13 protein-coding genes and 1 pseudogene are annotated in these 14,140 nt (G+C 71.6%); 5 read left to right on the plus strand and 9 right to left on the minus strand.

Annotated elements, in window-relative coordinates; translation table 11 throughout:
- Window positions 1-61: 61 nt before the first annotated feature.
- The gene (locus ACTMVF_RS40960; protein WP_441276187.1) at window positions 62-2,140 is read right to left on the minus strand and encodes a SpoIIE family protein phosphatase; all 2,079 of its coding nucleotides are present in this window, start codon (window positions 2,138-2,140) and stop codon (window positions 62-64) included.
- Between the two features lie 271 nt (window positions 2,141-2,411).
- Between ACTMVF_RS40960 and ACTMVF_RS40965 the strand changes: the two genes are divergently transcribed.
- Complete coding sequence (locus tag ACTMVF_RS40965) at window positions 2,412-3,284, plus strand: hypothetical protein (RefSeq protein WP_441276188.1); 873 nt, start codon at window positions 2,412-2,414, stop codon at window positions 3,282-3,284.
- 134 nt (window positions 3,285-3,418) lie between these two features.
- A complete protein-coding gene (locus ACTMVF_RS40970; protein ID WP_441276189.1) occupies window positions 3,419-3,793 on the plus strand; it encodes a hypothetical protein in 375 nt (124 codons plus the stop codon).
- A 24-nt stretch (window positions 3,794-3,817) separates the two neighbouring features.
- On the opposite strand, the gene ACTMVF_RS40975 is transcribed toward ACTMVF_RS40970, so the two are convergent.
- Window positions 3,818-5,017: a M20 family metallopeptidase gene (locus tag ACTMVF_RS40975; RefSeq protein WP_441276190.1), complete on the minus strand. Its 1,200-nt coding sequence runs from the start codon at window positions 5,015-5,017 to the stop codon at window positions 3,818-3,820.
- A gap of 118 nt (window positions 5,018-5,135) precedes the next feature.
- Here ACTMVF_RS40975 and ACTMVF_RS40980 point away from each other — a divergent pair, with 118 nt between their 5' ends.
- Both ACTMVF_RS40980 and ACTMVF_RS40985 read left to right on the plus strand, forming a co-directional pair.
- A complete protein-coding gene (locus tag ACTMVF_RS40980) occupies window positions 5,136-7,151 on the plus strand; it encodes an FAD-dependent oxidoreductase (protein WP_441276191.1) in 2,016 nt (671 codons plus the stop codon).
- A gap of 31 nt (window positions 7,152-7,182) precedes the next feature.
- Window positions 7,183-7,734, plus strand: coding sequence for a PadR family transcriptional regulator (locus tag ACTMVF_RS40985; protein WP_441276192.1), 552 nt, complete (start codon window positions 7,183-7,185; stop codon window positions 7,732-7,734).
- 64 nt (window positions 7,735-7,798) lie between these two features.
- On the opposite strand, the gene ACTMVF_RS40990 is transcribed toward ACTMVF_RS40985, so the two are convergent.
- Together ACTMVF_RS40990 and ACTMVF_RS40995 are read right to left on the minus strand one after the other, a co-directional pair.
- Window positions 7,799-8,335 (minus strand): hypothetical protein, encoded by a 537-nt coding sequence (locus tag ACTMVF_RS40990; RefSeq protein ID WP_441276193.1) that lies wholly within the window; start codon window positions 8,333-8,335, stop codon window positions 7,799-7,801.
- A gap of 167 nt (window positions 8,336-8,502) precedes the next feature.
- Window positions 8,503-9,489, minus strand: a complete 987-nt coding sequence (locus ACTMVF_RS40995) for a fibronectin type III domain-containing protein (RefSeq protein WP_441276194.1) — start codon at window positions 9,487-9,489, stop codon at window positions 8,503-8,505.
- Window positions 9,490-9,893: 404 nt separating this feature from the next.
- On the opposite strand from ACTMVF_RS40995, the gene ACTMVF_RS41000 reads away from it, so the two are divergent.
- Window positions 9,894-10,607: a glycoside hydrolase family 75 protein gene (locus ACTMVF_RS41000; RefSeq protein WP_441276195.1), complete on the plus strand. Its 714-nt coding sequence runs from the start codon at window positions 9,894-9,896 to the stop codon at window positions 10,605-10,607.
- Between the two features lie 60 nt (window positions 10,608-10,667).
- On the opposite strand, the pseudogene ACTMVF_RS41005 reads toward ACTMVF_RS41000, so the two are convergent.
- The 5 genes and pseudogenes from ACTMVF_RS41005 to dhaK form a co-directional block, all read right to left on the minus strand.
- Window positions 10,668-11,102 (minus strand): annotated as a pseudogene (locus ACTMVF_RS41005) (SDR family oxidoreductase); the annotation flags it as partial.
- Between the two features lie 26 nt (window positions 11,103-11,128).
- Window positions 11,129-11,362, minus strand: a complete 234-nt coding sequence (locus ACTMVF_RS41010; protein ID WP_441276196.1) for a hypothetical protein — start codon at window positions 11,360-11,362, stop codon at window positions 11,129-11,131.
- Window positions 11,359-11,808 carry a PTS-dependent dihydroxyacetone kinase phosphotransferase subunit DhaM gene (locus tag ACTMVF_RS41015; RefSeq protein WP_441276197.1) on the minus strand — a complete coding sequence of 150 codons (450 nt, stop codon included), beginning with the start codon at window positions 11,806-11,808 and terminating at the stop codon, window positions 11,359-11,361. Before ACTMVF_RS41015 ends, ACTMVF_RS41010 begins: the two co-directional genes overlap by 4 nt.
- Complete coding sequence (dhaL, locus tag ACTMVF_RS41020) at window positions 11,801-12,400, minus strand: dihydroxyacetone kinase subunit DhaL (RefSeq protein ID WP_441276198.1); 600 nt, start codon at window positions 12,398-12,400, stop codon at window positions 11,801-11,803. Before dhaL ends, ACTMVF_RS41015 begins: the two co-directional genes overlap by 8 nt.
- Before the next feature lie 46 nt (window positions 12,401-12,446).
- Window positions 12,447-13,439: a dihydroxyacetone kinase subunit DhaK gene (gene dhaK / locus ACTMVF_RS41025; protein WP_441276199.1), complete on the minus strand. Its 993-nt coding sequence runs from the start codon at window positions 13,437-13,439 to the stop codon at window positions 12,447-12,449.
- Between the last annotated feature and the right edge of the window lie 701 nt (window positions 13,440-14,140).

Below are 14,140 nucleotides of genomic sequence, written 5' to 3' on the forward strand. Positions count from 1 at the left end.
CTTGCTGTGACCGCGCCGGCGCCCGACCCCGCCCCTCTCCTCGGCGTCGGCGTCGCAGCCGTCAACTCGGCGGCAGCACACGCGCGATGAGCAGCGCCACGTCGTCGGAGTTGTCGGGTCGGTGCAGGGTGCGCAGGAGGAGGTCGCAGCACTCCTCCAGGGGGCGGTCGGGGTCGTCGAGGAGTTCGAGGAGGGCGTCGAGGCGTTCGTCCAGCGGGTGTTGCCGGGTCTCGACGAGGCCGTCGGTGTAGAACACCAGCTGGTCGCCGGGTTCGAGGGCGACGGTCGTCGTCGAGAAGGCGACGCCGCCGACGCCCAGCGGGACCCCGGTGGGCAGTTCGAGGAGTTCCGGGGGGTGGCCGTGACGTACGCGGGCGGGCGGCAAGTGCCCGGCGTTGGCGATCCGGCACTGCCGCAGCCGCGGGTCGTAAACGGCGTAGACGCAGGTGGCGATGGAGTGGTCGAGTCCCTCGGTGATCTTGTCGAGGTGCTCCAGGAGCAGGGTCGGTTCCAGGTCGAGGGAGGCCAGCGTGTGCGTGGCGGTGCGCAGCCGGCCCATGGTCGTGGCGGCGTCGATGCCGCTGCCCATCACGTCGCCCACGACGAGCGCGGTCTTGCCGCCGTCCAGTGGGATCACGTCGAACCAGTCGCCGCCGACCTCGGCGCTGGCGCCCGCGGGCTGGTAGCGGGACGCGACCTCCAGGCCGCCGGTCACCGGCGGATGGCTGGGCAGCAGGCTGCGCTGCAGGGTGAGGGCGGTGTCGCGGGCATTCTGGTACCAGCGGGCGTTGTCGATCTGCACGGCGGCGCGGGCCGCCAGCTCACGGGCGAGCAGCAGGTCGTCCTCGCTGAACGGCAGCGGATTGCGGGTGCGTTTGAGGTCCAGGGCGCCGAGCACCTCGCCGCGCGCGATCAGCGGCACCGCCAGATAGGAGTGCACGCCCGCGCGGCCCAGATGGACGGCGGCCTCGGGGGAGCGGGCGATGCGCGGCAGGTCCTTCTCCTCGACCTGCGCCAGCATGACCGGGTTGGCGGTGCGCACGCACTCGGTGACGAGGCGGTCCGGGCCGTAGCGGGCGACCTGGCCGGGCTGGTCCGCGGCGTCGAGAGCCTCCGTGTCGTGCCCCGCCCGGACGGCGAGTGCGCGGATCACCGCGGACTCCGCGGGACCGAGGTTGCTGCGTCTGCCCTCGACCACGGCTTCCAGCAGATCCACGGCGGCCACGTCGGCGAGTTCCGGCACGGCGACATCGGCCAGCTCGCGCGCGGTGCGGTCCAGGTCCAGCGTGGTGCCGATCCGCGCGGAGGCGTCGGCGATGAGCGCCAGGCGCCGCCGTGCCGTCTCGGCCTCGACGGCGGCCTGATGCTGCTCGGTGATGTCCACGGCCATCCCGGCGACGCCGAGCACGGTCCCCGCCGTGTCCTCCAGCCGGTAGAGCGAGATGGACCAGAAGTGCTCCTGGTCCGGGTCGGCGGGGGTCCGGCCCGTGATGCGCTGGTTGATGAGCGGTTCACCGGTCCGCAGCACCTCACGCAGCGCCCCCTCGATGGCGTCGGCGTCGATGTCCGGCAGCAGCTCGCGCGGCGTGTGGCCGATGTGGTCCCCGGCGGGGATGCCGTTGAGCAGCGCCAGCGCCTCGTTGACCGAGACGTACCGCAGTTCGGTGTCGAGGACGGCGAGGCCGACCGGAGCCTGCGCGATGGTCCGGGTCGACAACGCGACATCCCGCTCCACCCGGCGGACCGTCGACTGGTCGGCGCACAGGCCCAGCGCGTACACGTCCCCCTGGTCGTCCAGGAGCCGCATGTTGCGGAACTCCACCAGACGGGTGCTGCCGTCCTTGCGCCGGATCGGGAAGGCCCCGGCCCAGCCCTTGCCGGTCTCCATGACGTCGGCGAACAGCTTCACGACCAGATCCAGGTGCTGCTCGTGGACCATGATCCGGGCGGCGAACTCGCCCAGCGCCTCCTGCGCCGGATAGCCGAACAGCTCCTCGGCCTGGGGGCTCCACAGCACGATGCGCCCCTCGGTGTCCAGCACCACCGAGGCCACGCCCAGCACGTCGAGCAGCCCGCTCGGCCCCACCGGCCCGCGCACCGGCTCGTCGCCCTCGGCCACGGGACGTTCGGCTGCAGACATCCCACGCACCGCCTTCGCCCATTCACGCGGCACGCCGTTCCCCCGTGCCGACTCCCCTTGTTCTACCGCGTTCAACCGTCTTCGGGCCCCCTCTGGTCGTCCACCTCCACCATCCCTCAACACGACGGCGAACGTCCGCCGAAGACATCACGAGGGCACGGGGGTGTGGCCGATCAGACAGCACACGTTCGCCTGCTTGGTCTGTACATGACCACGCGAGCCCGCGAAACTGTCCGCCGACACGCCCCCGCCCCCCCAAGGAGTCGCTCCCATGGCCCTGCGTGCCCGGCAACGTTGTCACGCCGCCCTCACCGGCCTCGTCGCCCTCACCTGCGCTGCCGTACTGTCCACGGCGACGCCCGCGCAGGCCGCCGACACCTGGACCGAGGTGGGCTCGGACCGCGCCGACCCGCTGACCGAGAGCCAGGGCCTGACCTCCGTGGAGGTCCCGGCGAACAGCCCCAACCGCTACACGGGCATCGGCACCATCCCCACCTCGGTCAGCAGCCGTGGCTGGAACCATGTGGGTGACCCCGACGCCTCCTACAGCGGCTACTACATCGAGCCGTACCAGGCGGACTCGGGCAGCGCGAAGATGTTCCGGGTGCAGGCGCCGGACGGGACCTGGTCGGAGTACGTGCACACGCTCGGCCCCGGGGAGGCGCTGAACAACTCCTTCGCCGCCGTCTCGCCCGGCGGCCAGTGGATGGTCTCCGGCGAGTGGGGCACCATGACCCGTCTGCTGGTCCACCCGACACCCGGCGTCAACCCCGCCACATCACCGTCGGTGAACCTCCCCTGGACCTCCAGCATCCGGCTGGACCACGCCGTACGCGACATTCAGGGCTGCGACTTCCTCGACGCCACCACCCTCCTGTGCTCCTCCGACGACCCGGCGGGGACCCTCTTCGGCATGACCAAGCCGCTGCTGCAGATCGACCTCTCCGCCGAGCCGGGCACCTCCGACGTCACCGGCCATGTCACGGCCCTGCGCCGGCTCCCGCTGCGCAGCTCCTGCTCCGGGGAGTTCGAGACGGAGGGCATCGACTACGACCGCCGTACCGGCACCCTGCGCGTGATCGTCCTCTCGCCGGGCTTCTGCGTGCTGACGGACAGCGTGACGTACCGGTTCACGCGCGGCTGAGGGCGCCCGTGGGCCGCGGACGGTGCGGCTGCGCCGGTAGTGCTCCGCGGACTGTGGTGCTTTTCTTGGGGTTGGGGTCCGCTTCCGCGGGCAACCCGTGGTACCGCGGCGCGGCCACGAGAGGAGCGATCACGATGAACCGTGAACGACAGCACGAGGAGCCCGTCTCCGTCGAGATCAGCGGATGCAGCAAGGAGGACGCCCGGATCGTCTTCGACACGCTGTGCACGTGCTTCGAGTCCGACCGGGGCCCCGAGGACGTGCCGCAGCAGCTCCACGAGACGCGGCCCATGGTGTGGCTCGGCACGTTCGAGGTGACGGACACGCACGAGTGCCCGCCTCCCGCCCGGCTGTCGTCGTCCGTCGAGGCCGACGCGCAGGGCGGCTACTGGGCCATCGAACGGCTCCGTACGACGCTGGATTCCCTGTTCACGGTGCACGACCTGTCCTCGGCCTCCGGCGACCAGGAGCGGGAGCTGCACGTCGTGCTGGAGAGCCGCCGCGCATGAGGAGCCGAGCGATGCGGAGCTGGGTCAGGGCGAGCCCAGCAGGCTGAGCACGGCACGCCGGTAGACGGCGTGGACGACGGGCAGGTCCGCCAGACAGGCCTGCTCGTCCACCCCGTGCAGCCCCTCGTACCGCACGCCGAAGCCGGCGGTCGCCGGGATGCCCTCACCCGCCAGCAGATTGCCGATGTTCGACGGACCGGCGGTCTTCGGCCGAACGGCCAAGCCCTCCCGGGCAGCGGCATCCAGCAGCGCCGCGGCGGGCTGCTGATCCTTCACCAGTCGATACGGCGGCCAGGTGGCCACCGGGGTGATGGTGGTCGGCCGCGGTGCGGGCACCCGCACGTCCAGCTCGCCCACCGCCGCACGCACCAGCTGCTCGGCGGCGTCGGCGTCGAAGGCCGGAGTGGTGCGGATGTCGACGCCCAGCTCGCACAGGTCGGGCACGACCGAGAAGCCCTGACCGCCGTGGCAGGAGGTCACCGTCAGCTTCGGCGGCAGGGGGAACTCCCCGCCGGACCCCGTCAGCTTCGGAAGCAGGGCGAAATCCCCGTTCCCGCCCGGGAGTTCGGCTTCCTCCAGGAGCCGTACGAGGTGTGCCGCGCGGGAGACGGCACCCGGTGCCGGGCGTCGGGACCCCGAGTGGCCCGAGGCCGCGTGCACCGCGATCACGGCCCGCCACAGGCCCCGACCACCCACCACGACCTCGTCGAGCCCCGGGTAGCCGATCATCACCCCGGCCGGGCGCACCGCCTCCGGGTCGGCCAGGTAGGCGCGGGCGCCGCCGAAGCCGCCCGTGTGCTCGTCGGCGTCGAGGAGCACCGCGAGCCCGCCGTGCAGGGCGTCGGCCACGCCGTGCAGCTCGGCGGCGATGCCGCAGAACAGCGCCGCGGCGAGCTTGGAATCCGCGGCGCCCCTACCGCGCAGTCGGCCGTCGACGACCTCGCCGGAGTCCGGTGCGAACGACCAGGCGCCCTCGTCGCCGTAGGGCGCGGTGTCGACACAGGCGTCCAGCGCCCACCAGCGGCCGGGCCGGCCGCCCGCGATCTCGATCAGCAGACCGACGGTGTCCCCCGTGTCGCCGTAGAGGCGGCGATACGGCAGCTCACGCCGGGCGAGCCAGTCCTCCAGGACGCCGAGGACGGGGCCGTGGTCGTCGATCCCGGCGCGGCTGGGGCAGCGGATCAGCCGCTGGGCGAGGTCGATCACGTCGGCGTGTGCGGTCATGGGCCCACTGTGCCCCGGCGTGGTCCGTGTCACCCCTCCGCGGTTGTGCAACTAGTTGCATAAACATCTCGCGGTCCTCTACAACTACAGAGGCACGAAACCGCGCATGGAGGCCCCGATGAGCCGTTACCCCCACCTGCTGAGCCCGCTCGACCTGGGCTTCACCACGCTGCCCAACCGCGTCCTCATGGGCTCCATGCACGTGGGCCTGGAGGAGGCCGAGCGCGGCTTCGAACGCATGGCGGCCTTCTACGCCGAGCGGGCGCGCGGGGGAGTGGGGCTCATCGTCACCGGCGGCATCGCGCCCAATGACGAGGGCCGGCCGTACGAGGGCGGCGCCAAGCTCACCACCGAGGCGGAGGCCGAGCAGCACCGGGTCATCACCGAGGCCGTGCACCGCGAGGGCGGCCGGATCGCGATGCAGATCCTGCACTTCGGCCGGTACGCCTACCACCAGGACCTCGTCGCCCCGAGCCCGCTCCAGGCTCCGATCAGCCCCTTCCCGCCCCGCGAACTCACCGACGCCGACGTCGAGCGAACCATCGACGACTACGCCCGCGCCGCCCGCCTCGCCCGGAAGGCGGGATACGACGGCGTGGAGATCATGGGCTCCGAGGGCTACCTGATCAACGAGTTCATCGCCACGCAGACCAACCGGCGCACCGACCGCTGGGGCGGCTCGTACGAGAACCGGATGCGCTTCCCGGTGGAGATCGTCCGGCGGGTGCGTGAGGCCGTCGGCGAGGACTTCATCATCGTCTACCGGCTGTCCATGCTGGACCTCGTCCCCGGCGGCTCCACGCTCGACGAGGTGATCACGCTCGCCAAGGCCGTCGAGGCCGCCGGAGCGACGATCATCAACACCGGCATCGGCTGGCACGAGGCGCGCATCCCGACCATCGCCACCTCGGTGCCGCGCGGCGCGTACACCTGGGTCACGAAGCGGCTGATGGGCGAGGTGTCCGTCCCGCTCGTCACCACCAACCGCATCAACACCCCCGAGCTGGCCGAGGAGTTGCTCGCCGACGGCTGTGCGGACATGGTGTCGATGGCCCGACCGATGCTCGCCGACCCCGACTTCGTCGCCAAGGCCGCCGCCGGGAAGCCGGAGGCCATCAACACCTGCATCGGCTGCAACCAGGCCTGCCTCGACCACACCTTCAGCGGCAAGATCACATCCTGCCTGGTCAACCCCCGTGCCTGCCACGAGACCGAGCTGACCCTGTCCCCGACCCGGCTGCGCAAGCGCGTCGCGGTCGTCGGCGCGGGGCCCGCCGGGCTGGCCTGTGCCGTGAGCGCGGCCGAACGCGGCCACGACGTCACCCTGTTCGACGCCGCGAGCGAGATCGGCGGCCAGCTGAACGTCGCCCGCAAGGTCCCCGGCAAGCAGGAGTTCGACGAGACCCTGCGCTACTTCCGCCACCAGCTCGACTGGCAGGGCGTGGACGTCCGGCTGAACACCTGGGTGTCGGCCGAGGACCTCGCCGCCTACGACGAGGTCGTGGTCGCCACCGGCGTCTCCCCGCGCACCCCGGACATCCCCGGCGTCGACCACCCGAGCGTCGTCGGCTACCTCGACGTCCTGCGCGACGGCGCCCCCGTCGGCGACCGCGTCGCCGTCCTCGGCGCGGGCGGCATCGGCTTCGACGTCGCCGAGTTCCTCACCGACGGCGGCGACAAGGCCAGCGAGAACCCGGAGACGTACTTCCGCCAGTGGGGCGTCGACATGGACTACACGGGCCCCGGCGGCCTCGCCGCCCCCGAACGCCCCGCCCCGCCCCGCACCGTCCACCTCCTCCAGCGCAAGCCCACCAAGGTCGGCGCGGGCCTCGGCAAGACCACCGGCTGGATCCACCGCACCGAGCTCAAGCACCGCGGCGTCACCATGGTCCCGGGCGTGCGCTACGACCGTATCGACGACGCCGGACTGCATGTCACCATCGGCGAGGAGAGCACGGTGCTGGAGGTCGACACCATCGTGCTGTGCACCGGGCAGGAGCCACGTCGCGACCTGTATGAGGCACTGCTCGCCGCGGGCCACAGCGCGCACCTCATCGGCGGGGCCGACGTGGCCGCCGAACTGGACGCCAAGCGCGCCATCAAGCAGGGCACGGAGCTGGCGGCGAGCCTGTAGGGGCGGCCGAGCGCGTCCCTAGGATGAGCCCATGTCACTCCCGCACGCGATCCTCACCGCCCTGCTCGAAAGGCCGTCATCAGGGCTGGACCTGACCCGCCGGTTCGACAAGTCGATCGGGTACTTCTGGTCGGCGACGCATCAGCAGATCTATCGCGAGCTGGGAAAACTGGAGGCCGAGGGCTTCATCCGCACCCTGCCGAGCGAACAGCCGGCCCGCGGGCAGAAGAAGAGCTACGAGGTCCTGCCCGCGGGCCGCGCCGAACTGGCCCGCTGGACCGCCGCGTCCCAGGACCCGAAGCCCCACCGCGACACCCTGCTGCTGCGGATGCGGGCCGCGGCCGTCGTGGGGACCGAGGGCATCGAGGCCGACCTGCGGCGCCATCTCGATCTGCACCAGCGGCAGTTGGCCGAGTACGAGGAGATCGAGAAGCGCGACTTCCCGCCCGGCAAGGACAGTTCGCAGGACCGGTTGCGGCACCTGGTGCTGCGCGCCGGCATCGATCTGGAGACCTTCTGGACGCAGTGGCTCACACGCGCCCTGGAGGAGTTCGCGGAGCTGCCAGGCCACGAGACGGCGTGAGTCGAGGGCCTTCAGGACCGGTACGGCGTTCGTAGGGGTACGGCTGGCGGAACCGATACGGCATTCAGAGCCGGTAGGGCTTCGAACGGCGACGCATGGCCCAGGCCGCCGTGGCCAGGACACCAGTGCCCACCAGGGCGCCGCCCGCCACCAGCGTCAGCGTGCCGTAGTCCTTGCTGCCACCGCCCACGCCGCCCATGACACCACGCGAGGGCGAGGGCGAGGCCGTGGCGGAGACCCTGGGGGCCGAGACGATGACCGACTGGGTGCCCGCCGTCGAGCCGTTGGAGCACACGACGATCACGGTGTACGTGCCCGGGCTCACGCCCGCCCAGGCCGCCGACTGGAGTGAGACCGTCCCCGAGAGGGAGACCTGCCGTCCCTGGGCGAAGTTCGCCTGTCTGCTGTTGAGCAGTGAGGCGGTGCCCCAACTGCCGTTGACGTCGGTGCACGCGCTGGTCGTGACGGAGACTGTGGACCCGGTGGTGCTCACGGAGATCCCCGAGACCGCGACGGCAGGACCGGCGGCCAGGGTGAACGGAAGTGCGGAGGCGGCTGCCACGGTCAGGCCCGAGCGGAGGAAGAGCGATGAGTTGCGCATGTGATGCCCTCCGGCGGCACGGTTGGCGGTACGTCCGTTGCGCCGCCGAGGGTCGGGAACGCCCGTGCTGCCTCAGGGTCAGCCAACGCCCCCCGTCTCCGGCCCGCATGCGGACCTCCGCCGGACAGGTGACGGACTGCTGCATCCGGGGGACGCCTCAGCGGACGTCAGTCCCGTTCGCCGGTCGTCACCGTCCGCTCCGCGGAGAAGCCGCCCCAGGTGCCGTCGGGTAGCCTGCCCCGGATCCGCACCCGGTGACCGACTCCGGCCTCCCGGCCCAGGTAGAAGCTGTACGTGGCCCGCTCTCGCGGCGCGCTTCCGCCGTACACCAGCGACGTGGCCGTACGGCCGTCGAGCTCGACCTGGTACTCCGTGACCACGCCGTCCGTGCGCGGGGGCACCCAGCTCAGGTCGAGGTGGTACGCCCCGTCCGCATGATGGGTCGTCGCCCGGAAGGCGGTCGGCGCGGTGCCGCGCCCGTCGTCGGTACCGGGTGTGGTGACGCGGACCGCTGCCGTGGCGGGCGAGAGGTTGTCGACCGCGTCCCGGGCCCGGACGGTGAAGGAGTAGCGGGTGCCGGGCCGGAGCCCGGTGACCACGGTCGCCGTCTGGTTTCCGCCCACGCTGTGGATCTTTGTGTCGCCCTGATAGATGTCGTACGACACCACGTCCCGGTCGTCCGTCGCCCTCGACCATGACAGTTGAACCGCACGGCTGCCGACCGCCCGGCCCTCGGCCCGCCCCGGATGCGTCGGGGCGGAGTGGTCGGCGGACACGGCCGCGGGAGTCGTCGCACGGACCTCCTTGCTCGGCGGCCCGAGCCGCCCGTCGGTGTCACGGGCCCGCACGGTGAAGGCGTATGCCGTGGACGGCTTGAGCCTGGTGACATCCACCATGTGTGCAGAGCCCGGCACTTCTTTGACCTTCATGGGTCCCCGATACACCTCGTAGACACGGATCTCACTGCCCGCCGAAGGTCCGGAGACCGCGTTCCACATGACGTGCACGCTGGTCGCGCTGCCCGCGGCGGCCGTGACACCGGTGGGCGCCGCCGGCAGCCGGCCGCCTTCGACTTCCGCACCGTTCCACGCGCAGGACGAGAGCAGGACGAGCACTGCGCAAAGCACGGGCACGAGGACGGGAACGCGTCGCACGACTCTGCCTCCCGGGGCCAACTGGCGGTAATGGTCCGGACCAATAGGGCTCCACTATGTCGCCGCTGACGCGATCACCTCAAGAGGGCGGTCGTTGGTGAACCGCCAGGAGCGTTACGTATGCTGGAGCTGCTCATGGCTGAACTCGCCACGAGGGATGGGGAGTTCATGCCGCCGGCTCGGGCCGCTGTCGTCGCTGATCCCGCGCCGGACGTGGGTGTCCGGAGGGCCCGAGGTCCGTTTCGCGGACTCAGGCCCCCGGCTCCTGCCGGAAGTTCGGGGGCGATCGTCGTGTCGTCGTGTCGTCGGGATGCGCGCCGTACGGCCAGGCTGGTGGCAGCATGATCGACACAGCATCGATGGGCTGAGTGTCCGTCAGTGTTCCTCGACGAGAGGTCCCTATCGTGCGTCTCCACTCGCTGACGCTGGCCGCGGCGGGCGCCGCCCTGCTCGCCCCGACGATGCCGCCGCCGACCCCGCCCCCCACTCAGGAAGGGGCAACGGCACACCGTGAGGCCGATGTCAGTGCCGCTGACCTGCTGTCAAAGGTCCGTGAGTGCGCCGCCGTCTCCCGTGGCCGCTATCGCAGCGACAGTGGTGCGCCCGCGACGATCCGGGTCTGCGAGGGGCGGGACGCGGTGTTCTGGAAGGCCGATATGGACATCGACTGCGACGGGCAGCGCACGCGGCACTGCAACGGCCGTACCGATCCGTACTTCTCCGCCGCGACGGCCTATCAGCAGTCCGACGGACGCCACTTGAGCGCCGAACGCCTCCCGTACATCGTCGTGCCCGCTCCGAGCCGTATCTGGAACCCACTTGACCGCGGCATCCGCGGCGGCTCGGTCGCCGCGGTCGTGTATCAGGGCCGGGTGCGGTACGCGGTCGTCGGCGACGTCGGCCCGAACGACATGATCGGCGAGGCGTCGTACGCCGCCGCCGAGGCCCTCGGCATCCCGCCCGACCCGCACGGCGGCGGCACGGCCTCCGGGGTCACCTACATCGTCTTCACGGACACATGGGTGACGCCCATCGAGGACCATGCGGCCGCCGTGACGGCCGGCAAGCGGCTGGCCAGGGAGTTCGTACACGGGAAGGCGTTCGTGCCCGGCAACTGATGCGGGTACGACAACTGCTCCTGAACGGCGGGTGATTCGTGCGCGGCGAGTGACGAGACGTCAGACTGCCGACCAGCCGTCGTCGACCGGCAGGATCACGCCGTTGATATTGCTCGCCGCGTCCGAGGCGAGGAACACGATGGCGGCGGCCTGCTCCTCGGGCTGGGCCACCCTGCCGAGGTTGACGAAGTGCGGGCCGAGAGTCGCCGGTCCGTGCGCGTCCGGCGCGGCGTCCACGACGATGCCGGTCCGAGTGCCGCCCGGGGCGATGGCGTTGGCGCGGATTCCCTGCTTGCGGTACATCACCGCAAGGGACTTGGTCAGCCCCACCACGCCGTGCTTGGACGCCGTGTTGACGATGGCGCCTCTGCCCGCCTGGAGCATGTGCGGCAGGACCGCCCGGGTGAGCGGGAATGGGGCGGTGAGGTTGACCCGTATGACCCGCTCCCACTCGGCGTCGGTGACGTCCGCCGGCGCCGACATACGGTCCATGACGCGGCACTGCGCGCGGCGGTCGAGCACTACGCCTGGCACACCGCCGACACCCGCCCCGCCCGGGCGACGGCCCGGACCGAACTGGCGGCGACCTTGCGGTTGGCGCTGGGGGTGGTGGCAGAGGGGGTCGCGTAGGGGGAACTCTTGGCGGAGAGGACCCAGACCGGGACGCGGCCGAGGGGCCTGCGGTGCCATGGCTGCCGCAGGCCGCCGCCTCCCTTCACGTCCGTGGCGTGGCGGATGCCGTAGGCCGTCCTCACACCTTCCGGTAGGTGTACGCCTCCGCGGCCGCCGCCTCCACCGCCGCGAGGTCGGCGCCCGTGGCCGCCGTGACGACCGCGGCCACCGTGCCCTCGACGAACGGGGCGTCCACCAGGCGTGTGTGGTCCGGGAGTTCGTCGCCCTCCGCGAGCAGCGCCTTGACGGTGAGGACCGCACTGCCCAGGTCGGTGAGGACCGCGACCCCGGCGCCGCGGTCCACGGAGGCGGCCGCCGCGGCGATCAGTTCGGCGCTGGTGCCGAGGCCGCCGGCCTCGGTGCCGCCGGCAGCGGCGACCGGCACCTCCGTCCCGGCGCCCGCGAGCCCCTGCGCCAGCTCGGCCACCGAGGCGGCCACCTGTGCGCTGTGCGAGACCAGCACGATGCCGACGAGCCGCTCGCTCTTGTCGTGACTCACCGTCTCGTCACTCACCGTCTCGTCACTCATCGTTCGCCTCCGCCAGGCCCGCGATCAGCAGCGCCGAGGACGTGGCCCCGGGATCCTGGTGTCCGATGCTGCGCTCCCCGAGATAACTCGCCCGCCCCTTGCGGGCCTGCAACGGCGTCGTCGCCAGGGCGCCCTCCTCGGCGGCGGCCCGTGCCGCGGCGAAGCCGCCGCCGAGCGCGTCCACGGCCGGCACCAGCGCATCGATCATGGTCTTGTCACCCGGCGCCGCCCCGCCAAGCGTCATGACCGCGTCCACCCCGGCCCGCAGCGCCTGGGCGAACTGATCCTCGCTCACCTCGTCGGCATCCCCGAGGGCCTTGCCGGTCCGGCGCAGCAGCGTCCCGTAGAGCGGCCCCGACGCCCCGCCGACGGTGGAGATGAGCTGCCGCCCGGCGAGCATCAGGATCGCGCCCGGCGTCTGTGGGGCCTCCTTCTCCACCGCCGCCGCGACGGCGGTGAACCCGCGCTGCAGATTGCTGCCGTGGTCGGCGTCCCCGATGGGCGAGTCGAGAGCGGTGAGCCGTTCCGCCTCACGGTCGACGGAGGCGGCGGTCGCCGTCATCCAACGGCGGAAGAAATCGGCGTCGAGCACTGGATCTCCTTGCGTGACAGGTGTGTTGCGGGCGTCCGGCTCCGGATCACATTCCCCACCGCAGCCCCGGCGTCTTCACCGGCGCGTTCCACAGCCGCAGCAGCTCCTCGTCGACCTGGCACAGGGTGACGGAGGCGCCGGCCATGTCGAGTGAGGTCACGTAGTTCCCGACGAGGGTGTGGGCGACGGCGACACCGCGCTGGGCGAGCACCCGCTGGACCTCGGCGTTGAAGCCGTACAGCTCCAACAGCGGTGTCCCGCCCATGCCGTTGACCAGGACGAGGACGGGGTTGCGCGGGGTCATGTCCTCCAGGATGGCGCCCACGGCGAAGTCGGCGATCTCACCCGACGTCATCATCGCCCGCCGCTCCCGGCCGGGCTCGCCGTGGATACCGATGCCCAACTCCAGCTCGCCGGGCGGCAGATCGAAGGTGGGGCTGCCCTTGGCAGGGGTGGTGCAGGCGCTCAGGGCGACGCCGAAACTGCGGGAGTTCTCGTTGACCTGTCGGCCGATCGCCTCCACCCGCTCCAGCGGTTGGCCCTCTTCCGCGGCAGCGCCCGCGATCTTCTCCACGAACAGCGTGGCGCCGGTGCCGCGCCGCCCGGCCGTGTAGAGGCTGTCGGTGACCGCCACGTCGTCGTTGACCAGCACCTTGGCGACCTGGATGCCCTCGTCCTCGGCGAGTTCCGCGGCCATGTCGAAGTTGAGGACGTCACCCGTGTAGTTCTTCACGATGAACAGCACACCCGCCCCGCTGTCCACGGCCGCCGCGGCCCGCACCATCTGGTCGGGCACCGGTGAGGTGAACACCTCACCCGGACAGGCCGCTGACAACATCCCCGGACCCACGAACCCACCGTGCAGCGGCTCGTGCCCCGACCCGCCACCGGAGACGAGGGCGACCTTTCCCTCCACGGGTGCGTCCCGCCGTACGATCACCCGCTTCTCCGCATCGACGACCAACTCCGGATGGGCAGCCGCCATGCCGCGCAGCGCATCCGCGACGACGGTCTCCGCGACGTTGATCAGCATCTTCATGGGTACCTCCTGGTGAGACTGGTAGATGGGTGCCTGGCCTGCGTTTCAACAGGTCAGCAGGATGAGATCGGTACTCGATCGTGGCGGTCCGTGGCGGTCCGTGGCGGTCGGAAGCGGGGTCTGGCGGTGCCGATGCTGACCTGATGCTGACTTTGATGACGGTCCGTCAGGTCTCCATGGGCGGTCGGCGGCGGTTGGCGGGAACGCTGCTGTCGGCAGTATCGACCTTGCGGCAGCGAAGGTCACGTGGGCGGCCGCTCCTGGGCGTGCCCGAGGGATCGTGACTGGTCTACCGGGTGCGCCATGCGGCGAGCCACGGGGAGGATGCTTGAGCCACCCGCCGCCCGCCACCCGCCACCCGCATGCTGAACCCGATGATCGCGGGCAGGGTTTACCAGCGCTCGTGGGAAGGCAGCCGACATCGGCGGTTCGGGTACCACCGGCTGACAGTGGCGGCGGAGTCGTCCATCTGCGCGGGGGCACCGCAGTAGGCGGAGACCGCAAATCCGAGGTTTCCGCTGGAGCCTTGCGGCCTGCTCAGGCCGGGGGGCGGTTGTCTGCCCAGCCGCGTGCAGGAAGGGGCGTTCGTTCCGGGACAGGACGCGTGCGACGAAGGCGCGCACAGCCGGAGGGCGTGGCCTTGCCCGCGTGCCTCGGGGGCCGTGCAGACGGCGCCGCACCCAGTTCGACGACGCCCGTGT

It is taken from the genome of Streptomyces sp. SD31 (assembly GCF_052068475.1).
Taxonomy (GTDB): Bacteria; Actinomycetota; Actinomycetes; order Streptomycetales; family Streptomycetaceae; genus Streptomyces.

Coding starts and splice junctions, on each gene's coding strand:
- ACTMVF_RS40960 (WP_441276187.1), bottom strand. CDS start 2,140: ATGTCTGCAGCCGAACGTCCCGTGGCCGAGGGCGACGAGCCGGTGCGC.
- ACTMVF_RS40965 (WP_441276188.1), top strand. CDS start 2,412: ATGGCCCTGCGTGCCCGGCAACGTTGTCACGCCGCCCTCACCGGCCTC.
- ACTMVF_RS40970 (WP_441276189.1), top strand. CDS start 3,419: ATGAACCGTGAACGACAGCACGAGGAGCCCGTCTCCGTCGAGATCAGC.
- ACTMVF_RS40975 (WP_441276190.1), bottom strand. CDS start 5,017: ATGACCGCACACGCCGACGTGATCGACCTCGCCCAGCGGCTGATCCGC.
- ACTMVF_RS40980 (WP_441276191.1), top strand. CDS start 5,136: ATGAGCCGTTACCCCCACCTGCTGAGCCCGCTCGACCTGGGCTTCACC.
- ACTMVF_RS40985 (WP_441276192.1), top strand. CDS start 7,183: ATGTCACTCCCGCACGCGATCCTCACCGCCCTGCTCGAAAGGCCGTCA.
- ACTMVF_RS40990 (WP_441276193.1), bottom strand. CDS start 8,335: ATGCGCAACTCATCGCTCTTCCTCCGCTCGGGCCTGACCGTGGCAGCC.
- ACTMVF_RS41015 (WP_441276197.1), bottom strand. CDS start 11,808: ATGAGTGACGAGACGGTGAGTGACGAGACGGTGAGTCACGACAAGAGC.
- dhaK (WP_441276199.1), bottom strand. CDS start 13,439: ATGAAGATGCTGATCAACGTCGCGGAGACCGTCGTCGCGGATGCGCTG.